Here is a 21,545-nt window from a genome sequence, read left to right on the forward strand (position 1 = left end):
GCCGGACGGGGAAGGGGGCCGGTCGCGCGGGTAGGGTTCTGACGCGGTCGCGGCTACAATCCGCGTTCCCGTGGCGGCGCAGCTCCCGTGGCGCCCGGGCGACCCTTCCGTAATCGACCGAGGTGCCAACGTGGATTTCCGCTTCACCGAAGAGCAGTTGATGATCCAGGACGTGGCGCGTCGGATTGCGCAGGAAAAGATCGCGCCCAGCGCCGAGCACCACGACCAGACCGGTGAGTTCCCGCTGGCCAACATCCGCACCCTCGGTGAGAACGGCCTGATGGGCATCGAGGTGCCGACCGAGTACGGCGGCGCCGGCATGGATCCGATCAGCTACGTGCTGGCCATGGTCGAGATCGCCGCGGCCGACGCCGCGCATTCGACCATCGTGTCGGTCAACAACTCGCTGTTCTGCAACGGCATCCTGAAGTTCGGCAGCGAGGCGCAGAAGCAGCTCTACGTGCGCGCGATCGCCGAGGGCCGCGAAATCGGCGCGTTCGCGCTGACCGAGCCGCAGTCGGGCTCCGACGCCACGGCAATGCGTTGCAAGGCCACCAAGCAGGCCGACGGTAGCTTCGTGATCAACGGCAAGAAGAGCTGGATCACGTCCGGCCCGGTCGCCCGTTACATGGTGCTGTTCGCGATGACCGATCCGGATAAGGGCGCGCGCGGCATCACCGCGTTCATGGTCGACACCGCAAAACCCGGCTTCCACCGCGGCAAGACCGAGCCCAAGCTCGGCATCCGTGCCTCGGCCACGTGCGAGGTCGAGTTCACCGACTACGTCGCCAGTGCCGACGACGTGCTCGGTGACGAAGGCCACGGCTTCAAGATCGCGATGAGCGTGCTCGACGCCGGCCGCATCGGCATTGCCAGCCAGGCCATCGGCATCGCCCGCGCCGCCTACGAGGCCACGCTGGCCTACGTCAAGGAGCGCAAGGCCTTCGGTGCGCCGATCGGCACGTTCCAGATGACCCAGGCCAAGATCGCCGACATGAAGTGCAAGCTCGATGCGTCGCTGCTGCTCACGCTGCGTGCGGCCTGGCAGAAGGGCGAGTTCGAGAAGGGCGGCGCGCGCTTCAGCACCGAGGCGGCGATCGCCAAGCTCACCGCCTCCGAGGCGGCGATGTGGATCAGTCACCAGGCCGTGCAGATCCACGGCGGCATGGGCTATTCCAAGGAGATGCCGCTGGAGCGCTATTTCCGCGACGCCAAGATCACCGAAATCTACGAGGGCACCAGCGAGATCCAGCGCCTGGTGATCGCCCGCAACGAGACCGGCCTGCGGTAAGGCTTCGGCCGCGCTGACAGAAGATGAAACGCCAACGCATTTCACGAGTCACTGCCTGCCCCGGGGATCGCGGTCGCGATCCCCGCGTTTCCTGGATCGCCGGCCGCGCATGCGAGCCCATCCCCGACGCGCAAGGCGTCACCGATGGTCGCAATGCCCGTGCCCGTCGCCCGCGCCAGACTCCTTCCTCGCACTGACTATTCCGGCCCGCGCGCAAGCGTGGGCCTCATTCCATCGGACCTCCCGTTGCCATGAGCACCAAACGTAAACCCGCTGCCGCCGACAAACCCGCCGCCACCAAAGCCGCTGCCGGCAAGTCCGTGAGTGCGCCCGTCGCGAAGAAGGCGGCCACCAAAAAGCCCGCTGCCAAGACGCCCGCCGCGAAGAAGCCCGCCGTCGCCCAGGCGGTGGTCCCGGCCGAAGCGCGCATCGAGCGCGTCTCGCTCGAGCCGATCCTGGCCGCGATCCGCAAGCGCCTGCCCAAGAGCCAGCACGTCGAGGCCGAGGCGTTCGCCAAGTCGTTCTACCGGCGCATGACCGAGGACGAGTTGCCGCTGCACAGCGCAGACGGCTGGGCCGCGCTGGCCAGCGACTTCCTCGATTTCGCGCGCAGCCGCAAGGCCGGCGCCGCCCGTGTCCGCCTGTTCAACCCGACGATCAAGGCGCAGGGCTGGGAATCGCCGCACACCGTGCTGCAGATCGCCAATGACGACATGCCGTTCCTGGTCGACTCGGTGACGATGGCGCTGGCCGAGCAGGGCATCGGCGTGCACGTGCTGGGCCACCCGGTGGTGCCGTTCAAGCGTGACAAGGCGGGCAAGCTGGTCGCAGTGGGCGAGGGCGAGCGCGAGTCGCTGATGCACCTGGAGATCGATCGCCAGCCGGTCGAGGTGATGCCCAGGATCGAAAAGGCGCTGCACGGCGTGCTTGCCGACGTGCGCTCGATGGTGCGCGACTGGTCGGGCATGCACGGCAAGATGCTCGAGGTGGCGCAGCAGCTGGGATCGCGCGAGCTGCCGGTCAGCGATGAAGGCCGCCACGAGGCGCAGGAGTTCCTGCGCTGGGCAGCCAACGACCACTTCACGTTCCTGGGTTACCGCGAGTACGAAGTCGCCAAGGTCAAGGGCGAGGAAGTGCTGCGCGCGGTCGAAGGCAGTGGCCTGGGCCTGCTGCGCGGCGAAGACCAGGGCAAGCCGCGTCCGCTGTCGTCGCTGGCGGCGCACTACATGCCGCAGTCCGGTTCGGTCGACGCGCTGATCCTCACCAAGACCAATGCCCGCGCCACCGTGCACCGTCCCGGCTACATGGACTACATCGGTGTGCTCAGCTTCGACAAGGATGGCAAGCCGGTGCGCGAGGAGCGCTTCCTCGGCCTGTACACCTCCAGTGCCTACAACCGTCGCCCGTGGGACATCCCGCTGGTGCGCCAACGCCACGAGTTCGTGATGCACAACTCCGGCCTGGCCAGCGACAGCCACAGCGGCAAGGCGTTGCGCCACATCCTGGAAACCCTGCCGCGCGACGAGCTGTTCCAGTCCAGCGAGGAAGAACTGCTGCGGACCAGCTCCGGGATCCTGGGCCTGCAGGAACGCGTGCGCAGCAAGCTGTTCCTGCGCCGCGACCGCTACGGCCGCTTCTTCTCCGGCCTGGTCTACATCCCGCGTGACCGCTTCAACACCGACGTGCGCCTGCGCATCGAGGCGATGCTCAAGCGCGTGCTGCACGGCGAGCACATCGACTCGTCGGTAATGCTCGGCGAATCGCCGCTGGCCCAGCTGCACCTGATCGTGCGCCCGAAGTCGGGCCAGACGATCGAAGTCGACAACGCCGCGATCGAGGCCGAACTGGCCGAGATCGTGCGCAATTGGCAGGACGACCTGCGCGAAGCACTGACCGCGCGCCAGGGCGAGGAACGCGGCCTCGGGCTCGCCGCCACCTTCGGCCGTGCGCTGCCGATGGGCTACATCGAGACCGCCGGCGTCGCGGTGGCTGCTGACGACGTCGAACACCTCGCCGCGCTCGAGGGCGCCGACGACCTGCGCCTGAGCCTGTACCGCGCGCATGCCGGCGAAGGTGGGCTGCGCTTCAAGTTGTATCGCCAGAACGACGACATCCCGCTGTCGGACGCGTTGCCGATGATGGAGAACATGGGGCTGCGCGTGCTCTCCGAGCATCCGCACCGCGTGATCGTCGATGGCCGGACGTCCTACATCCAGGACTTCGAGGTCGAGATCACCGTCGGCCAGGACGAGATCGACATCAGCACGCTCGACCAGCTGTTCGAGCAGGCGTTCGCGCGGATCTGGCGCGGCGATGCCGAGAACGACGGCTTCAACCGCCTGATCCTCGGCGCCGGCCTGTCCTGGCGCCAGGTCGCGATGCTGCGCGCGTACTGCAAGTACCTGTTGCAGGTGGGCGTGCCGTTCTCGCAGGCCTATGTCGAAGGCACGTTTGCGCGCTATCCGCTGCTTGCGCGCCTGCTGGTCGAGCTGTTCGAAGCCCGCTTCGATCCGTCGACGGGCAGCGAAAGCAAGGCCGAGATCAAGGCCGGCATGGAGCGTTTCCGCGCCCAGCTGGCGGCATTGGCCGGTGGCGATGCCGCGGCGCTGACCGCGCTGGAGCCGGTGATCGCGGCACGCGCCGGCAAGCGTGATGTGCAGGTCGATGCGACCCGCGCCGCGTTCAAGGGCCTGCTCGATCGCGTGTCCAGCCTCGACGAGGACCGCATCCTGCGCAGCTTCATCGGCGTGATCATGGCCACGCTGCGCACCAGCTACTACCAGCAGCCCGCTGATGGCAGCGAACGCGGCTACGTCAGCTACAAGTTCGATTCGGCCCACGTGCCGGATTTGCCCAAGCCGCGGCCGTACCGTGAGATCTTCGTGTACGGCCCGCGCGTCGAGGGCGTCCACCTGCGCTTCGGCCCGGTGGCGCGCGGTGGCCTGCGCTGGTCGGACCGTCGCGAGGACTTCCGCACGGAGGTGCTGGGCCTGGTGAAGGCGCAGATGGTCAAGAACACCGTGATCGTGCCGGTCGGCTCGAAGGGCGGCTTCTTCGCCAAGCGTTCGCCGGCCAACGGTGACCGCGACGCCGTGCTGGCCGAGGGCATCGCCTGCTACAAGATGTTCATCAACGGCCTGCTCGACATCACCGACAACATCGTCGACGGCCGTATCGTCGCGCCGCTGGATGTCGTGCGCCACGACCAGGACGATCCGTACCTGGTCGTCGCCGCCGACAAGGGCACCGCGACGTTCTCCGATATCGCCAACGGCATCGCCCGCGAGCACGGTTTCTGGCTCGACGATGCGTTCGCCTCGGGTGGCTCGGTCGGCTACGACCACAAGGGCATGGGCATCACCGCCAAGGGCGCGTGGGAGTCGGTCAAGCGCCACTTCCGGGCGATGGGCCGTGACAGCCAGAAGCAGGACTTCACCGCGGTCGGCGTGGGTGACATGTCCGGCGACGTGTTTGGCAACGGCATGCTGCTGAGCAAGCACATCCGCCTGCTGGCCGCGTTCGACCACCGCCACATCTTCCTGGATCCGAATCCGGACGCGGCGGTGACGTTCAAGGAACGCCAGCGCATGTTCAAGCTGCCGCGTTCGAGCTGGGACGACTACGACCAGTCGCTGATCAGCAAGGGTGGCGGTGTGTTCCCGCGTTCGGCCAAGTCGATTGCACTGTCGCCGGAAATCAAGGAAGCACTCGGCATCGATGCCGCGATCGCGGCGATGAGCCCGGTGGAACTGCTCAGCGCCATCCTCAAGTCGCCGGTCGACCTGCTCTGGAACGGCGGCATCGGCACCTACGTCAAGGCCAGCAGCGAAAGTCACGGCGACGTCGGTGATCGCGCCAACAACGCGCTGCGCGTCGATGGCCGCGAACTGCGCTGCAAGGTGGTGGGCGAGGGTGGCAACCTGGGCATGACCCAGCTGGGTCGCATCGAAGCGGCGCAGCACGGCGTGCTGCTCAACACCGACTTCATCGACAATTCCGCTGGCGTTGATACCTCCGACCACGAGGTCAACATCAAGATCCTGCTCAACGGCGAGGTGCAGGCCGGCAACCTGACGGTGCCGGCGCGTAACAAGCTGCTGGCGTCGATGACCGACGAGGTCGCCGACCTCGTGCTCACCGACAACTACCGCCAGAACCAGGCAATCAGCCTGATGGAGCGCATGAGCCTGACGCGATTGGGCTCGAAGCAGCACTTCATCCGCACGCTGGAGCAGCAGGGCCTGCTCGATCGCCAGATCGAGTTCCTGCCATCCGACGCGGAGCTTTCCGAGCGCAAGGTGCGCGGCCAGGGCCTGACCCGCGCCGAGCTGGCCGTGCTGTTGTCGTACAGCAAGCTGGTGATCTTCCAGCAGTTGCTCGAGTCGGACGTGCCGGAAGACCCGTTCCTGTCCAAGGAGCTGGTGCGCTACTTCCCGCAACCGCTGCAGACCAAGTACGCCAAGTCGATGGAAGGCCATCGCCTGAAGCGCGAGATCATCGCCACGGCGGTGACCAACTCGATGGTCAATCGGATGGGCGCGACGTTCACCCTGCGCATGCAGGAAGACACTGGCCGCAGTCCGTCCGAGGTCGCCGAGGCGTACACGATCAGCCGCGAGGCGATCGACGCGCGCGAGCTGTGGGCGCAGATCGATGCGCTCGACGGCAAGGTGCACGAATCGGTGCAGATCGACGCGCTGCAGGGTATCTGGCACCTGATGCGTTCGATGTCGCGCTGGCTGCTGGCGCGTCCGGGTGCCATGCCGGAAATCGCCACCGCCGTCGCGCGTTACGGTGACGGCATCAAGGCCGTGCGCGACGCGCTGCCGGGCGCGCTCTCGCAGGTGCGCAAGACGGCGTACGACGCGCGCCTGGTGGAATGGAAGGCCAAGGGCGTGCCGGCCACGCTGGCAACGCAGCTGGCGGCGCTGCCGCTGCTCGAGTTCGGCTGCGACATCGTCGAGATCGGCCATGCCCGCAAGATGCCGCCGGCGGAAGTCGCTCGCGCCTACTTCGCGCTGGGTTCCGCGCTGCACCTGCCGTGGCTGTACGAGCAGGTGGACGCGCTGACGGTCGATGGCCGCTGGCAGGCACTGGCCCGTGGCGCGCTGCGCGACGAGCTGGCGATCCAGCAGCGCGCGCTGGTCAACCAGATCCTCGCGATGCCGGGCAAGAAGGCGGTCGAGGAGAAGGTCGAGGCGTGGCTGCAGCGAGACGATTCGTCGCTGCGCTTCACCCTGTCGATGCTGACCGACCTGCTCAACCAGAAGACGCTGGACTACCCGACCTTGTCGGTGGCCGTGCGTCGCCTGGCACTGGTGGCGTCCGCCGGAGCGTGATGCCTTTGCCCGGGGCCGGCAAACGCCGGCCCCGGGTTGTTTCACCTCGGTCCGCTACCACACTTCGTTGTCGCCTTTGACGGGTTATCCTCGGCGCATTCCAACGGAGCCGCCGATGACCGCGACGCCACGCATCGCCTTCCTCGCCAGTCCCGCCGAAGAGGCGCAATCAGCACGCAACGTGCTCATTCAACGCCACGGCGAACATCCGCCCGAAGCCGCAGACGTGCTGGTCGCGTTGGGCGGCGATGGGTTCATGTTGCAGACCCTCCATCGTCATGGCGGACACGGCAAGCCGGTGTACGGCATGAAGCTGGGCACGATCGGCTTCCTGATGAACCAGCACCGTGAAGACGCATTGATCGAGCGGCTTGCTGCGGCCGAGCCTGCGGTGCTTCATCCGCTGGAGATGGTGGCGCAGACCGAGTCGGGTGCGACGGTCGGTTCGCTGGCCTACAACGAGGTGTCGCTGCTGCGCCAGACGCGCCAGGCCGCGCACGTCTCGATCGAACTCAACGGCAAGCTGCGTCTGGACGAGATGATCTGCGACGGCGTGCTGGTGGCGACGCCAGCCGGCAGCACCGCCTACAACTTTTCCGCGCACGGACCGATCCTGCCCCTGGGGGCAAACGTGATCGCGCTGACGCCGATTGCCGCGTTTCGTCCGCGGCGCTGGCGTGGCGCGGTGCTCAAGGCGGGCACCGAGGTGCGCTTCCGGGTGCTGGATCCGTACAAGCGACCGGTCAGCGCAACGGCCGATTCGCACGAGGTCCGCGACGTGGTCGAGGTGTTGATCCGCGAATCCCGCGACCGCAGCGTGACCTTGCTGTTCGATCCCGAGCACAACCTCGAAGAGCGCATGCTCGCCGAGCAGTTCACCAGCGGCTGAGAGCCCGCTTCGCTGCGCAGGTCGATCGCGTGTCTGTCTCGATGTCGTGGCCGTGTTTGGCCCACGGCCGACCGGCTACGGTCGCGTGCCCACGATCACCAGTTCGGAGCTTCCGTCCGGCAGTTGCCGCACCACGGTTTCTGCCCTGGCCATCGAGGTCGCCGTCGACAACGCGTACGACGACATCCAGCCTTCTATGTCGTCGCCCGGCTTGAACCGCGCCAGGACCCGGCACTGCCGCGACCGGCATTGCGTATCGACCGCGGTGGGCGTGATGCCGGTGGCGATCAGTGCATCGGACCTGGCCGCTGCCTGCAACGCGTTCTCCGCCTGCATCGCCCAGGAGGCGTCGAGCGGTTCGCGACGAAACGCGGCGTCCAGCTGGGCAGCGCGCACTGCCTGCATCCGCGCCATTTCCTGTGGGGAGACAGTCTGCTCGCCCATTCGCAAGCCACCGCCGGGCCGCGTCGCCGAGCTGGTCGGCGACGGACCACCCGGCAGCGGATCGCTGCGCGCCACGCCGTGTGCGCTGTTGGTCGCCGTGCCGCCGGTGCCCGTCTGGTGTTGTTCCAGCACTTGGATACGGGCCTCGAGGGCGGCGATATCGGCCGATGACGGGGACGCAGCCATCATGCTGCGAACCCCGTAACCGGCCAGCGCGGCTGCCGCGATGGCGGTCAGCAACACGGGGGTGTTTCGTGCGCTCATGCTGGCGTCATCGCCCCGTGGGAGGCAAGTCGACGGTGCAGGGGCGGCACGGGTGACGCTCACTCACCGACGTTCTCGTTGTGGCGTTCGGCGACTTCATGGATGGTCACGGAGGGTTCCAGCGTGCAGGTCACGTTGGCGACTCGCTTGTTGGCCGGGAAATCGGTCGGCGGAACCCAGGAGAGGAAGTTGTACCCGCCTGGTCCGAGCGTCATCGTCTTGGTGCTGTAGGTGAAGCCGTAGAACTGCGTGCCGGCCGCGGCGGTGCAGGTGACATCGTGATTGCGCGGTGCGTTGTTCTTGAAGTACACGAATATCTGCGTCATGCCGAGACCGTAGTCATCGCCAGCCAATGAACAGGCGATCTGCACGTTGGTGGCGCCGGTGTTGCGGATGCCGGTGGCGTAGCGGCGCAGTCCGGCTTCGTCGGCGGGGTTCACGGCGCCGCACAGGCCGCCAGCGTTCTGCATCGGAGTGCGGAGCCGATCGAGCGCGGTCGCATCGACGCTCATCCCCAGCAGCACCACCAGGCCGGCGATGCTGGTCAACAGGTTGTTCCGGGCATTTCCGTTCATTGCGATTTCTCCATGTGTCCCCGCATGGGAGTTGGAGGTTGGCGCCACCCTGCGGGGAATGGTTGCGGGCAGGCACCCCCGGATCAACGGCGCATGAGTGGCAAAAAGGCCAACCGCCCACGCGATGCGCGTCTGTCCTGCATCGCACGTTTTTGCCGTCGAGCCGTCCCGCTGCCGCAGTTGGCCGCGCATTGCCCTCGTGTGCGCAACCAGGGCGATGCGATGGAATCGTCGGGCTGCCAACCCCGTCGCGCCATTTGCGACGGCAACCGGCACAATGGCCTCATGCCCGACCGTGATGCCAACCCGTTGATCGTCGCGATCTCCTCGCGAACCCTGTTCGACATGGAAGAAAGCCACGCGCTGTTCGAGCGCGAGGGCATCGATGCCTATGCGCAATTCCAGCGCAGCCGCGAGGACGAACTGCTCGCCCCGGGCGTCGCATTCCCCCTGGTGCGCAAGCTGCTTGGGCTCAACGAGGGCGCACCGCCCGACGCGCCGCGCGTCGAGGTGATCCTGATCTCGCGCAACTCGGCCGACACCGGCCTGCGGATCTTCAACTCGATCGCCCACCATGGGCTGTCGATCAAGCGGGCGGCGTTCAGCAATGGCGCACCGCCGTTTCCCTACATCCGGCCGTTCGGTGCGGACCTGTTCCTGTCCACGCATGCCGAAGACGTCCGCAACGCGCTGGCCGCCGGCGTGGCGGCGGCGACGCTCCTGCCGGCACGCGCCGCACTACAGCGCCACGACCAGCTGCGAATCGCGTTCGACGGAGACGCGGTGATCTTCGACGACGAGGGCGAGCGGGTATCGCGCGAGGGCGGGCTGGCGGCGTTTGCCGCGCACGAACGCGAGCACGCGGGAGAGCCGCTGTCGGGCGGACCGTTCCGCGGCTTCCTCGACGCATTGCATCGCCTGCAGGAGGCGTTTCCGGGCGGCCAGGACGCACCCATCCGGACGGCGCTGGTCACCGCCCGTTCGGTGCCCGCGCACGAGCGGGTGATCCGGACGTTGCGCGAGTGGGGCATCCGCCTCGACGAAGCGCTGTTCCTGGGCGGACGGGCCAAGGGACCGTTCCTGGAAGCCTTCGGCGCCGACATCTTCTTCGACGACTCCGAGCACAACATCGCCTCGGCGCGGGATCACGTCGCGGCCGGCCACGTGCCGCACGGGGTCGCCAACCGCGGTTGAGCGTGGCCTCGGCGCTCGTCCCCGGCGACGTAAGCGCCGCCGCCAGCAACGTACGCGACGCCGCCTCGGGCCTGCCGGCATCCGGGTGCGCACGGTGACCCGCAGCGCCTGCATCTGACGCTCGGCGGCCGACGGCGGGGCGGTCGACGGCCAATCCCGGGCGCATACTCGCAGACACTCACCCGGCCGTGTCGCATGCCTCGGCACGATGCTTGCAAGGAGTTCCTCCAAGAACCCAGGAGGTCGATCGTGTACAGCAGATTAGGGCGTGCTGTCCTGGCGGCGGTGTTGCTGGGCACCGCGGGAACGACGGCGGCAAGCGCCGCGTGCCGCTACGAAATCATCGCCCGCGAAGAGCTGTTTGCGCCCCGGCCGAGTCCGCATGCGGACGAGGTGCGCATCTCGACCAGCGGCCAGGTCACCCGGCGGGAGTACCGCGGCTACCAGAACCGCCTGGCGGATCTGCACGAGCTTGGCGCGTTTCCGGATTCGATCTGCCGTGCCCTGCGTGCGTCGCGGTTCGACGCACTGCCCAGGGGCATCCATCCGGCGCTGTCGGGCGCGCGTCCCAACAGTTACCAGTTGACCCTGGTGCACGGGGGCTGGCGTCGTACCGTCGTGCTTGAGGCGCCGGGCTCGCGGCATCCGGGCCCGGAGAAGGCGCGGTTTCTGCAGGTCTGGAACGCGGTGATGCGTGCCGCACAGGCCGCCGCGCCTGTCGTGGCGCAGGTGCCTGTGCCGGCGGTGCCGGTTGCAGCGGCGCCGGTGCCTAAGCTGCCGCCCCGGCGCACGACGCGCATCCCGCCGCCGCCTCCGCCGACAACGACGCCGTCGCCGCCAGGCACGTGGTAATCGCGATGGTCGATGGCCGTTGAACCGGTAGGGGTACGTCACCACATCACCGACTTCCTCCGATGGAAGCTGAAGTGATGATCGACCTGCACTACTGGGGCACGCCGAATGGACTCAAGATCCGTCTGTTCCTCGAGGAGGCCGGGCTGGATTACCGCATCAGGCCGGTGAACATCGGCAAGGGTGAGCAATTCGCGCCCGAGTTCCTCGCGATTTCACCCAACAACAAGATTCCCGCGATCGTCGACCACGCGCCTGCCGATGGCGGCGCGCCGTTGGCGGTGTTCGAGTCCGGCGCCATCCTGCTGTACCTGGCGGACAAGTCCGGGCGCCTGCTGCCGGCCGCTCCGCGTGATCGCGCGCAGGCACTGCAGTGGTTGTTCTGGCAGGTGGGCGGGCTCGGCCCGATGGCGGGGCAGGCCGGTCATTTCCGTGTCTATGCGCCCGAACCGGTGCCGTACGGCATCGATCGGTACACCCGCGAGACCGCGCGCCTGTATGGCGTGATCGACCGGCGCCTGGCCGATGTCGAATACCTCGCCGGCGAGTACTCGATCGCCGACATCGCCACCTACCCGTGGATCGTGCCGCACGAGGCGCACGGTCAGGATCTTGCCGATTTCCCCAACCTGCGTCGCTGGTACGACGCGATCGCGACGCGCCCGGCAACCCTGCGTGCCTATGACGGCATCCGCAACACCTATGCGCCTACCCAGGCGCTGAGCGAGGAAGAGCGGCAGATCCTGTTCAGCCAGGGTGCCGCCGTGGTGCCCTGAGCGAGGTCGATCAGTCCTGCAGCGGCAGGCGGATGTCGCTCAGCTTCCACGTCAGTCCGTCGCGCGTGAACACGACCACCACCGGGCGGCCGTCGCCATCGACAACGGTGGCGGTGAAGCGCGAGGTGGATTCGAAGCCGTACGTCGCCCCCTTGAGCGGGTCGCGCGGTGGCGCCGGGGTTGCGGTGCTGTCGCTGTCGCGGCGGCCGCTCACGCGGTCGATGAAGTTGCGGCCTTCGAGCAGGGCGCCAATGCCGGCGGGCGTGGCCATGGCGTCGATGCCAACTCCGGCCATGCTGCTGGCCACGCCCATCGCGATGGCACCCAGCGGGTGGGATTGCAGGTCGGCACCGGCCTGGCGCGCGATGTAATCCTCGGCTTGCGCGCGCAGGTTGCCGCGCAAGGCCGGGAAATCGACGTGGCGCGCCAGCGCGGCGGTGTCCTGCGCCTTGACCGCCTCGCGGATCGCATGGACGGTCAAGAACGGACCGGCAGCGACATAGCCCGCCAGCGCCAACACGATGACCACAACCAGGGCGAGCAGCTTCTTCATCGGACGCGTTCCGTGATCGGGAGCGACAGCTTAGCCTTTGGACCGAGGGAGGCCGCTATCGACGGCCGTGCGGCGTCCCGCGCGGTGCCGGCGCAAACGGAACGCGTCCGCGCCGGCAGCGCCCCCAACCTCATATGCCGCCACCGTGTCGCGTCAGAACCGCAGTCCGCGAGCCCGCACTTCCAGCGGCGCGATCCGCGTCTGGTCGTGCAGTTCCAGCTGGCGTACCTCGAACGGCGCGCCGTAGCCGGTGGGCAGATGCTTGCGATCGAACGACAGCACCAACGTGTGGGTGCCCGGCTGCATCCAGGTAGCGCTGTGGCCTTGGGCCACCGGCCTCAGAACGTGGTCCGGACCGGTCGCATACAGCGTGCCGCGCGCTTCGTAGCGACCCGGCGACCCGGCCTGCACCGGCAACGCGATACGCAACGCCGCGGCATTGACCGACTGGACGCCGCTGAAGCGCGCCGTCGGCTGGGCGACGGCAAACGCGGTGCGGGCGTCGCGCTGCACGCCGTCGCCGGTGGCGAACACCTGCAGCTCCCACAGCCCCGGCGTGGTGCCATTGCTGGACGGCATGCGCGCGCTCGCTCGAATGCTGCCATCGCGGCCGCGCACGACCGTTGCCGTTTGCGAGCTGCCATCGGGTGCGACCAGCAGCGCCTCGGCCTTCATCGGGACGGCGCGGCCGTCGTGGCTCAAGTCCACGGTGACGCTGACGGTGTTGCCCGCGACGGCATGATTGCGATCCGCGCGCGCACGCAGCACCACGTTGCTGTCGGGTTCGAACACGTGCATCACGTAGCGTCCGTTCGCGGCCGCGGCGGTGAGCCGGTAGCGGCCGGGACCGTTGCCTGGCGCCACGCGCGCCATTGCGGTGCCGGGTGCCACGTCCATGCCGGCCGCCTGCAACTGCACGTCGCTGGCGGTGGCTTGCAGGGCCACGGGCTTGCCGTTGGCATGCAGTTTGAGCTCACGGCTGGTCAACGCGGCAGCGCCGCGCGCGGGGCTCAGACGGATCAGCGCACCCGGAGACGACAGGCCGATGTCGACGCCGGCACGCAGCTGCGCGGCATCGACCGTCTGCCAGAACTCGCGGCTTTGCGCGAGCAAGGGGGCAGGCGGGGCCAGCAGGCCAGCGGCACCGGGCACGACGCACTGCGATGCCGAGGGCCGGTGCGGGAGTTCGCGTCAGCCGCCGGTGTTGGCGCGCATCAACCGTTGCTTGACGCATCGCGTCGCAAGCGCGTACCTTGCGCACCGTTGACGGTGTCCATCGCTTCATGCGGATGTTGCGATGGAATTAAAAGGGAAGCCGGTACGGCCTGACGGCCAATTCCGGCGCTGCCCCGCAGCGGTGTGTGGAAACGACCTTCGCCAATGGCACTGGCCTCTCGGGGCCGGGAAGCGGCGAACAGTAGGCGGGGCGTCCCGACGTCCCATGTCCACGAGCCCGAAGACCTGCCTCGACCAGGGAGCAATCCCTGCCTGACCTGGAGCTTCCGAGGGGAAGTGGCCGGAGCCCGTGCGTGCTGCCCGTGCAGCGCATGCGTCCTCCTGTGCTTCCTCGACGTGGTTCCGGTTCGCCCGAGGGGGCGAAGGTCACTCGCGTGGTGAGGATTCGTCCGCGATGTCGCGGAGGTATCAACGCGCGGTTCCTTCGTTCCTCATTCATCACGAATCGAGGAAACGCAATCATGTCCATCGTTGGAAATCTCGGCTTCCCGCGGATCGGTGCCCGGCGCGAGCTCAAGCGCGCACTGGAAGCCTTCTGGAGCGGAGAGGAAACGTCCGAACAACTTCAGTCCACTGCGCGCGAGTTGCGCAGTCAGCACTGGCAGCTGCAACGCGCGGCCGGCGCGGATGTCGTGCCCAGCAACGACTTCTCGCTGTACGACCAGGTGCTCGACACCGCGTTCGCCGTCGACGCCATTCCCGATCGCTATCGCGCACTGGCCGACGCCGATCCGCTGGCCGGCTACTTCGCGCTGGCACGCGGCGTGCAGAACAACGGCTTCGACCTGCACGCGCTGGAAATGACCAAGTGGTTCGACACCAACTACCACTACCTGGTGCCCGAGCTGCAGCGCGACCAGGCGTTCCGCCTGCGTGACCACAAGCCCTTGCGTGAGTATCTGGAAGCGCGGGCCCTGGGCGTCGAGACGCGCCCGGTGCTGCTGGGACCGGTGAGCTTCCTGCTGCTGTCCAAGGCGGTCGATGGCAGCGACCGGTTGGCGCTGCTCGACCGGCTGCTGCCGGTCTATGCCGAACTGCTGGAAACGCTGAAGGTGGCCGGCGCGCAATGGGTGCAGATCGACGAGCCGTGCCTGGTGCTCGACCTGGACGACGACGACCACGCGGCCTACCGCAAGGCTTACGCCGCATTGGCGCAGGTCGCGCGGCCACAGGTGCTGCTGGCGAGCTACTTCGGGGCGTTGGGCGGCAACCTGGCCTTGGCCGCGGAGCTGCCGGTCGATGGCCTGCACGTCGACCTCGTGCGAGCGCCGGACCAGCTCGACGACGTACTCGATGCACTGCCGGAAGGCCGGACGCTGTCGCTGGGCGTGGTCGACGGCCGCAACGTCTGGCGAGGCGATCTCGATCGTGCGTTGGCGCTGGCGACGCGCGCGGCGGAGCGACGCGGCAGCGGCTCGCTGCAGCTCGCGCCATCGTGCTCGCTGCTGCACGTACCGGTGGACGCCTCGACCGAGAAGGCGCTGCCGGGCAAGCTGCAGAGCTGGCTGGCGTTCGCGCGGCAGAAGATCGAGGAACTGCGCGTGCTTGCTGACGCGCTGGATGGCGCGCCGGACGCACCGGCGGCACTCGATCAGGCACGCGCGCGACTGCAGACGCGTCGCCAGTCCGACAAGGTGCACCGGCCGCAGGTGGCCGCGCGTGTTGCCGCGATCGATGCCGCCACCGCGACACGGGCTTCGGCCTACCCGCAGCGCAGCGTGGTGCAGGCGCAACGCCTGAACCTGCCGGTGTTCCCGACGACCACGATCGGCTCGTTCCCGCAGACCCGTGACGTACGTGAAGCGCGCGCGCGCAACAAGGCCAGCAAGCTGTCACAGGCGGCCTACGACGACTTCCTCGCGGCCGAAACCACCAAGTGCGTGCGTCTGCAGGAAGCGATCGGCATCGACGTGCTGGTGCACGGCGAGTTCGAACGCAACGACATGGTCGAGTACTTCGGCGAGCAGCTCGACGGCTTCGCGTTCACGCGCAACGGCTGGGTGCAGAGCTACGGCTCGCGTTGCGTCAAGCCGCCGATCATCTTCGGCGACGTGCAGCGCCCGGCGCCGATGACGGTGTATTGGTCGACCTATGCGCAGTCGCTGACGCACAAGCCGATGAAGGGCATGCTGACCGGCCCGGTGACGGTGCTGCAGTGGTCGTTCGTGCGCGACGACCAGCCGCGCGCGCAGACCTGCCGGCAGATCGCGCTGGCGCTGCGCGACGAGGTGCTCGACCTGGAAGCGGCCGGCATCGGCGTGATCCAGATCGACGAGCCGGCGCTGCGCGAAGGGCTGCCACTGCAGCGCAGCGACTGGCAGGCCTACCTCGACTGGGCGGTGGAGTGCTTCCGCATCGCGGCGGCGGGCGTTGCCGACGCCACCCAGATCCACACCCACATGTGCTACTCCGAGTTCAACGACATCATCGAATCGGTGGCGGCAATGGATGCCGACGTGATCTCGATCGAGACGTCGCGATCGCGGATGGAGCTTCTGGATGCGTTCGTGAAGTTCCGCTATCCCAACCAGATCGGCCCCGGCGTGTACGACATCCACTCGCCGCGCGTACCCGACGCCAACGAGATGACCACCTTGCTGCACAAGGCGGTGGCCGTGCTCGATCCGGCGCAGGTGTGGGTCAATCCGGACTGCGGCCTGAAGACGCGCGGCTGGCCGGAGACGCAGGCGGCACTGGAAGCGATGGTCGAGGCAGCCCGCAGGCTGCGCGCGGCCAACGTCGAGGCGGCCTGATCGAAACGGACGTCGCCGCCCCCATGCGGGCGGCGACGTTTCCGGCGGTATCAGGACGCCGGCAGGGCCTTGGCCCGGGCGGCAGTTGCCAGATGCAGCGAGAGTCCTGCCAGCGCCGCGATCGCGCCGGCCGAGAACGCCAGATTTCCGCCACCGTGTTGCCAGGCGACGGCGGCCAGCCCCGCGCCGAGCACGCCACCGGTTCCCCCGCTGATCGCGGACAACAGGCCTTGCGCGGTCACCATGTGGCGACGCTGCGGGAACAACTCGGCCATGCGCCGCATGCAGGCCGCGTGGAACACCGCGAAACTCAGGGCATGGCTGGTCTGCGCCAACGCCATCCAGCCCAGCGAACCGCCCGCCATTGCCACCAGCCACCAGCGCAGCGCGGTCACCGCCAGGCAGGCGCCGATCAGGCGTTGCGCGCCGAACCTGCGCACCAGGGCAGGTGCCTGCCAGAACATGATGATCTCGCACAGCACGCCCACCGCCCACAGCACGCCGACGGCAATGCCGTCGTGACCTTGTGCCTGCAGGTGCAAGGTGTAGAACACGTAGAACGGGCCGAAGCCCAGCTGCATCAGCAGGGTCGTGGCCAGCAGGCGAGCCATGCCGGGGCGCTGCAGCACCGGCGCGCTGTCCAGCTGGTTGTCGTCCAGCGGCGTGGTGGGCGCGACGGTGATGCTGTCGGCGCCGTCGCGGCGATGCAGCCAGGCGGCCGCAATCGTCAGCAGCAGCCAGGGCAGGGTGAGCCAGACGAACATCGCCTCGCCGAGGCGGTCGAGCAGCCAGCCGTAGCTGCCGGCGACCACCAGGAATCCGATCGAGCCCCAGACACGGATGCGTCCGTACTCGTCGCTGCGCGATCCCAGGGCCGACAGCGTCATCGCCTCGAACTGCGGCATCACCGAGTTGAAGCACAGCCCGAACCAGGCCATGACTGCGAACATCGGCCCGCGGTTGGCGACACCGGCAAACAACGAAAATCCCAGCGCCGCCAACAGGCAGCCGATCACCAGCCAGCGACCGGGTACCGCGCTGCGCGATGTCAGGCGCGACCACAGCGGCGGTCCAAAGATGCGGCTGCCGTACCAAAGCGCCAGCATCGCGCCGACCACGTAGCCGCCATAGCCCAGAGATGCCACCCACCGGCCGATGTAGGGGGTGTAGGCGCCCAGCGTGCCGTAGTACCCAAGGTAGAACAGCGCGTAACGTCGGAACACGGCGGGCGTCATTCAGAACTCTAGGTCGAGTGCGGCGCAGAGGTAGTCGGTGAAGGGCGCGATGCCGGCCAGGTCGGTCTCGAGCGTCTTCAGCAGTCGCGGCCCGGTCATGGTGGCGTCGTCGAGTGCGCGCCACGCGACGTAGTTCTTGCGACGCAGGTCGTCGGCGTGCGCCGCATCATCGGGAAAACCGCGCGGCATGCGCACCAGCATCTCGCTGTCGTCCAGTTCGAATCGTTTGCGGAACTTCGCACCATGCGCGGCGGCCTGCCAGCTGCCGGGGTTGTCGAGAATGAAATGACGCATGCGTCGCAGCGTGTCCGGCTGCGGGTGCCACAACCCGCTGCCGATGAAGCTGCCGCCGGGTTGCAGGTGCAGGTAGAACGACGGTGCCTCGATCTGGCGCCCGCGCTCGTGGAACAGGCGCGCACCTTGCCAGGACTTGTACGGTGTCTTGTCGCTGGCAAAGCGCGTGTCGCGCTGGATCCGGAACAGCGAACCGCCCACGGTCCTGGGATCGGCCCGGTAGTGCGGGCTGATGGTGGCCAACACCGGTTGCAGGTCGGTCAGCAGTCGCTGGAACGGCGCACGCACCTGCTCGTCGTAGTCGGCCTTGTGCGCGTGGAACCATTCGCGCGAGTTGTTCCGTGCCAGGCCTTTCAGGAACTTGAAGCTGGCATCGCTGAAGTACTGGGCCACGGATGGCGCTCCGTTTCGATGAGGTGGTGTGCGCCGCCGGCCCGGGCATCCCCGGGGCGAACGGCGCGCTGCCGGACAGTCCTCAGCCGAACAGCTTTCCGATCATGCGCAGGCCACCGGTCCACACGCCGATCGCGGTGCCCAGGCTGGTCAGGAAGAAGTTCAGCAGCACGCGCGAGACGCGATTGCGCCACCAGCCGCGGACGGTCTGCACGTCGTCGCGCAGTGCCATGAAGTCGGCATAGGTGGGCTTGCGCACCCAGGCTTCGGTCAGTGCACTCAACGTGCCCGACGCCAGCGCCGGATGGAGCGGCGTGATCGGCGAGGCGACGAATGCCACGAGGATGCTCAGCGGGTGGCCGCCAGCGATCGCGCAGCCGATCGCGCCCAGCACGCCGGTGGCGAGCACCCACTGCAGCATGAGGTCGGCACCGACATCGAGTCCGCCGCGCCAGAATCCCCAGGCGAAGCCGCCCAGCACGAAGCTGGTCAGCACGATCGTGAACCACGGGATGCTGCTCTTGGGTTTGATCGCGACCAGCTCTTCGACGATCGCCGCCGGTGCGCGGGTTTCCTCGCGCAGGTGGCTGGCCAGGCCCTTCAAGTGGCCGGCGCCGACCACGGCGAGCACTTCGCGCACCTCGCCGGCGCCTTCGCCGTTGCGCACTTCGCGCAGGCGCGCGGCCATGTAGCGGTCGCGTTCGGCGATGACGGTTTCGTACAGCACCGGGCTGTCGCTGGCGAACTCGCCAAAGCTCGATTCGAGCATGTCGCCCTGCTTGAGCTTTTCGATCTCGTCCTCGCCGACTTCCTCGTCGACGAACAGCGCGGCGACGATGCCGCTGCCGAGCTTGGCGCGATCCCACCAGCCCAGCCGGGCCGAGGCGCGTTTGAAGGTCAGCCCGACCTCGCGATCGATCAGTTGCACGGGCAGGTCGCGTTCGCGCGCTTCGAACACCGCGCGGCGCAGTTCGGCACCGGGTTCGACGCCGAGCTGTTCCGCCAGGCGGCGCTGGTACGCGGCCAGCGCCAGGTTTGCCGCAAACAGCGCGGTCCTGCCGGTGCGGATCACCTGCACGAGGTCCAGCTTGGCCAGCTGGTCGGGTTCGGCCAGCGCTTGCAGGCGCTGCGCGTCCAGCTCGACGGCGACGGCGTCGAAGGTGCCCGTGCCGATGGCGTCGCGCACGGCGTCGACGCTGGCCTGGGACACGTGGGCGGTGCCCAGCAGGGTGTAGCGCACGCCGTCGCGCTCGACGATCTCGTGCGGCTGGTCGAGAAGCACCTGCGCGATCGAACGCGCCGGCTGAGGCGTGGAGTTCACGACGGTCGACTCAACCATGCGCGCACTCCGCGATGACCAGGGCAGGGGCGTGCGGACGATCGGAACGAAGGACGGGCATGTCGGGGGAGTCGCTCACGGCAAAACGGCGCCAGCGGCGCCGTTGGCGGATGGGCCGGCCCGTGAGGGGCCGGCGATAGGCTGGCAGAGCTTAGTGGCTGGGCGCGGGCCCGGCAAACCTGCCCGCGCGGTTGTTCAGGCAAAGCCATAGGGGAGGTTCGGCGAGGAGACCACACGCTCGCCGACGTCTTCGCCGCGCAGAAAGCGCAGGCCCGCCGCGATCACCGACGAATCGTCGACAATCCGCTTGTGGCCCAGCCCGCGCGTGCTGATCAAACGGGCCTGCGGCCAGTAGCGGGCGTATCGCTCGCCTTCCGACCACGGCACCTCACGATCGTCCAGGTCGTGCACGATCAGCGCGGGGCGCCCGATCTGCGGCGCCGCGCGATGGGCCTGCAACTGCTCGAAGCTGATGCCGACGCGCCGTTCAAAGCCGGCGACCATCCGCGCGCACAGGTACTCGGCCATGCCGATCAGCCGCGCGAATCGGCGTGCGGCGTCGACCGGGTCTGCGGCCGGGGCGATGAGGATCGCGCGCTCGGCGGCAAGTCCACGCGATAACGCCAACGCCGTGGCAGCGCCGCCCAGGGAGTGGCCGATCACCGCCGCGGCCGGTCCGTGGCGGCGGCCGATTTCCAGCAGCAACTCGGTAAAGGCCACCAGGTTGGCGTCGCTGCCGCTGCTGTTGCCGTGTGCGCGGTGGTCGAATGCGACCACGGCGTAACCGGCCGCGCGCAGCGGTGCCACCCACGGAACCACGCGGGTGCCGTGGCTGGACCAGCCGTGCGCGAACAGCACGTAGGGCTCGCTGGCCGGATCGCCCCAGGCGTAGGTAGCGATGTCGCAATCTCCAATCCGCAAGGTCTGCTTGGTGGCGCCAGCAAGCGCGGCGTCCCGCGCTCGGGTGCGGGAGGAGGCGAACGGCTTCGTGAACAGGGCGGCCGCCCGGCGCTCGGTACCGGCCGGTGCGAGTCGGCCGCCCACCGCGAACAGCAGGCGAATTCCCTTCACTTTCAAAGAAGTGCGAACGGTCGTGCTTATTTTGGTCTGCGACGATGTCATGGCGGGCCTCCGGGGCTCGATGCCAGGGGATCGGTGGGGTCAGGTGTTGTTGCGGGTGGTGCGGTAGGAATCGATCAGGCGGCGATACGCGCGCTGGCCGCGGGCAAGCGCCTGCGGGTGACCTGACAGGCCGGCGTCGTGATGGACACCCAGCGCCAGGCTGTAGATCTCGAAACTCATCTGTTGCGGCTCGCAGGCCGGGTCGACCTCGCCGGTGTCGATCGCCAGCTGCACGGCATGGGCGATCTGCTTGCGCCAGTCGGCCTGCTGCTTCACCACGCGATCGCGCAACGGGCCGGGGCGGTCGTCGTACTCGCTGACCGCGGCCAGCAACAGGCATCCACCGTTGGTGTGGCGACTCCAGTCGAACCAGTCGTCGACCATCGTCGCCAGGCGGGCGAGGCCGCGAGGGGCTTTCATCGCCGGGGTGAACACGTACGCCAGGAAGCGGTCGGCCGCACTGTCCAGGACCGCCAGTTGCAGGTCCTCTCGCGAACCGAAGTGCGCGAACACACCGCTCTTGGACATGCCGACCGCCTGCGCCAGCGTGCCGATCGACAGCCCCTCCAGGCCGGAGGAGCACGCCATCGCGTAGGCGCGATCGATGATCGCCTCACGGGTGGCGGCGCCTTTGCCGATGGTTGCAGTCGATGCCATGCCGCGAAAATAGCACGACCGTTCGTGTTTTCGTCAAGTGCCGTTGGTCGGCTCGATTTCGTGATGCGTCGTCGGTCGGCTGCGCTGACCGCGGGGGCGTTGGGTGGGCCGGACGTGGAATCTCCGGTCCGGCATCACTCGACCGCGCCCATAGCGTTAGCAGGCCATAGTCCGGCCACCAGGTACGGGTATCCCGTGTCGACGATCGCGCGCCAGCGTCGTGCCATTTCCGTCGCGTCCGGCGCGGTGAGTTCGTAGGTGGCGACGCGGTGCACCACCTCGTCGGCATACAGCGCGGTGATCGCCGGAATGTCTCCGGCGATCGCGTCGCGTACGACG

The 21,545-nt window shown here is 68.1% G+C and carries 16 protein-coding genes and 1 riboswitch; of the genes, 7 read left to right on the forward strand and 9 right to left on the reverse strand.

All coding sequences use genetic code 11. From position 1 onward, the window contains the following. Nucleotides 1-112 precede the first annotated feature (112 nt). The 3 genes from EER27_RS06085 (at nt 113) to EER27_RS06095 (ending at nt 7,519) form a co-directional block, all read left to right on the forward strand. Nucleotides 113-1,291: an acyl-CoA dehydrogenase family protein gene (locus EER27_RS06085; protein ID WP_317843122.1), complete on the forward strand. Its 1,179-nt coding sequence runs from the start codon at nt 113-115 to the stop codon at nt 1,289-1,291. Nucleotides 1,292-1,542: 251 nt separating this feature from the next. Continuing rightward, the gene (locus EER27_RS06090) at nt 1,543-6,630 is read left to right on the forward strand and encodes an NAD-glutamate dehydrogenase (RefSeq protein ID WP_123087116.1); all 5,088 of its coding nucleotides are present in this window, start codon (nt 1,543-1,545) and stop codon (nt 6,628-6,630) included. A gap of 115 nt (nt 6,631-6,745) precedes the next feature. Further along, nucleotides 6,746-7,519 (forward strand): NAD kinase, encoded by a 774-nt coding sequence (locus tag EER27_RS06095; RefSeq protein ID WP_123087117.1) that lies wholly within the window; start codon nt 6,746-6,748, stop codon nt 7,517-7,519. Between the two features lie 75 nt (nt 7,520-7,594). Here the strand turns inward: EER27_RS06095 and EER27_RS06100 are convergent, their stop codons facing one another. Both EER27_RS06100 and EER27_RS06105 read right to left on the reverse strand, forming a co-directional pair. Beyond that, entirely contained in the window at nt 7,595-8,227 is a 633-nt protein-coding gene (locus EER27_RS06100) for a hypothetical protein (RefSeq protein WP_123087118.1), read from the reverse strand. Nucleotides 8,228-8,286: 59 nt separating this feature from the next. Then, nucleotides 8,287-8,994: a hypothetical protein gene (locus EER27_RS06105; RefSeq protein ID WP_148040959.1), complete on the reverse strand. Its 708-nt coding sequence runs from the start codon at nt 8,992-8,994 to the stop codon at nt 8,287-8,289. Between the two features lie 93 nt (nt 8,995-9,087). Here EER27_RS06105 and EER27_RS06110 point away from each other — a divergent pair, with 93 nt between their 5' ends. The 3 genes from EER27_RS06110 to EER27_RS06120 all read left to right on the forward strand — a co-directional run bounded on the left by EER27_RS06110 (nt 9,088) and on the right by EER27_RS06120 (nt 11,624). Beyond that, the gene (locus EER27_RS06110) at nt 9,088-9,996 is read left to right on the forward strand and encodes a 5'-nucleotidase (RefSeq protein WP_123087288.1); all 909 of its coding nucleotides are present in this window, start codon (nt 9,088-9,090) and stop codon (nt 9,994-9,996) included. Between the two features lie 249 nt (nt 9,997-10,245). Next, a complete protein-coding gene (locus EER27_RS06115; protein WP_148040960.1) occupies nt 10,246-10,848 on the forward strand; it encodes a hypothetical protein in 603 nt (200 codons plus the stop codon). A gap of 77 nt (nt 10,849-10,925) precedes the next feature. Beyond that, nucleotides 10,926-11,624, forward strand: coding sequence for a glutathione S-transferase N-terminal domain-containing protein (locus EER27_RS06120; RefSeq protein ID WP_123087289.1), 699 nt, complete (start codon nt 10,926-10,928; stop codon nt 11,622-11,624). 10 nt (nt 11,625-11,634) lie between these two features. Here EER27_RS06120 and EER27_RS06125 read toward each other — a convergent pair whose 3' ends face one another. Continuing rightward, complete coding sequence (locus tag EER27_RS06125) at nt 11,635-12,177, reverse strand: DUF2939 domain-containing protein (RefSeq protein ID WP_123087121.1); 543 nt, start codon at nt 12,175-12,177, stop codon at nt 11,635-11,637. A 153-nt stretch (nt 12,178-12,330) separates the two neighbouring features. After that, nucleotides 12,331-13,329, reverse strand: coding sequence for a DUF4785 domain-containing protein (locus tag EER27_RS17645; RefSeq protein WP_123087122.1), 999 nt, complete (start codon nt 13,327-13,329; stop codon nt 12,331-12,333). Between the two features lie 97 nt (nt 13,330-13,426). After that, nucleotides 13,427-13,660: riboswitch (cobalamin riboswitch) on the forward strand. Between the two features lie 214 nt (nt 13,661-13,874). Here EER27_RS17645 and metE point away from each other — a divergent pair. Beyond that, the gene (gene metE, locus EER27_RS06135; RefSeq protein ID WP_123087123.1) at nt 13,875-16,166 is read left to right on the forward strand and encodes a 5-methyltetrahydropteroyltriglutamate--homocysteine S-methyltransferase; all 2,292 of its coding nucleotides are present in this window, start codon (nt 13,875-13,877) and stop codon (nt 16,164-16,166) included. Between the two features lie 50 nt (nt 16,167-16,216). Here the strand turns inward: metE and EER27_RS06140 are convergent, their stop codons facing one another. The 5 genes from EER27_RS06140 to EER27_RS06160 form a co-directional block, all read right to left on the reverse strand. Beyond that, the gene (locus EER27_RS06140; RefSeq protein WP_123087124.1) at nt 16,217-17,401 is read right to left on the reverse strand and encodes an MFS transporter; all 1,185 of its coding nucleotides are present in this window, start codon (nt 17,399-17,401) and stop codon (nt 16,217-16,219) included. Next, nucleotides 17,402-18,088, reverse strand: coding sequence for a DUF2461 domain-containing protein (locus EER27_RS06145; RefSeq protein WP_123087125.1), 687 nt, complete (start codon nt 18,086-18,088; stop codon nt 17,402-17,404). Nucleotides 18,089-18,170: 82 nt separating this feature from the next. After that, on the reverse strand, nt 18,171-19,427 hold the full coding sequence (locus tag EER27_RS06150) for a TraB/GumN family protein (protein ID WP_123087126.1): 1,257 nt from the start codon (nt 19,425-19,427) through the stop codon (nt 18,171-18,173). Nucleotides 19,428-19,622: 195 nt separating this feature from the next. Next, a complete protein-coding gene (locus EER27_RS06155) occupies nt 19,623-20,498 on the reverse strand; it encodes an alpha/beta hydrolase (protein ID WP_223807193.1) in 876 nt (291 codons plus the stop codon). A gap of 90 nt (nt 20,499-20,588) precedes the next feature. After that, entirely contained in the window at nt 20,589-21,206 is a 618-nt protein-coding gene (locus tag EER27_RS06160) for a TetR/AcrR family transcriptional regulator (RefSeq protein WP_123087128.1), read from the reverse strand. Nucleotides 21,207-21,545: the final 339 nt, after the last annotated feature.

Origin of the sequence: Montanilutibacter psychrotolerans (genome assembly GCF_003719825.1) — a bacterium.
Classification (GTDB): Bacteria; Pseudomonadota; Gammaproteobacteria; order Xanthomonadales; family Xanthomonadaceae; genus Montanilutibacter; species Montanilutibacter psychrotolerans.

Coding starts and splice junctions, on each gene's coding strand:
- EER27_RS06160 (WP_123087128.1), bottom strand. CDS start 21,206: ATGGCATCGACTGCAACCATCGGCAAAGGCGCCGCCACCCGTGAGGCG.
- EER27_RS06125 (WP_123087121.1), bottom strand. CDS start 12,177: ATGAAGAAGCTGCTCGCCCTGGTTGTGGTCATCGTGTTGGCGCTGGCG.
- EER27_RS06110 (WP_123087288.1), top strand. CDS start 9,088: ATGCCCGACCGTGATGCCAACCCGTTGATCGTCGCGATCTCCTCGCGA.
- EER27_RS06150 (WP_123087126.1), bottom strand. CDS start 19,427: ATGGTTGAGTCGACCGTCGTGAACTCCACGCCTCAGCCGGCGCGTTCG.
- EER27_RS06105 (WP_148040959.1), bottom strand. CDS start 8,994: ATGCGCGGCCAACTGCGGCAGCGGGACGGCTCGACGGCAAAAACGTGC.
- EER27_RS06090 (WP_123087116.1), top strand. CDS start 1,543: ATGAGCACCAAACGTAAACCCGCTGCCGCCGACAAACCCGCCGCCACC.
- EER27_RS06140 (WP_123087124.1), bottom strand. CDS start 17,401: ATGACGCCCGCCGTGTTCCGACGTTACGCGCTGTTCTACCTTGGGTAC.
- EER27_RS06095 (WP_123087117.1), top strand. CDS start 6,746: ATGACCGCGACGCCACGCATCGCCTTCCTCGCCAGTCCCGCCGAAGAG.
- EER27_RS06120 (WP_123087289.1), top strand. CDS start 10,926: ATGATCGACCTGCACTACTGGGGCACGCCGAATGGACTCAAGATCCGT.
- EER27_RS06100 (WP_123087118.1), bottom strand. CDS start 8,227: ATGAGCGCACGAAACACCCCCGTGTTGCTGACCGCCATCGCGGCAGCC.
- metE (WP_123087123.1), top strand. CDS start 13,875: ATGTCCATCGTTGGAAATCTCGGCTTCCCGCGGATCGGTGCCCGGCGC.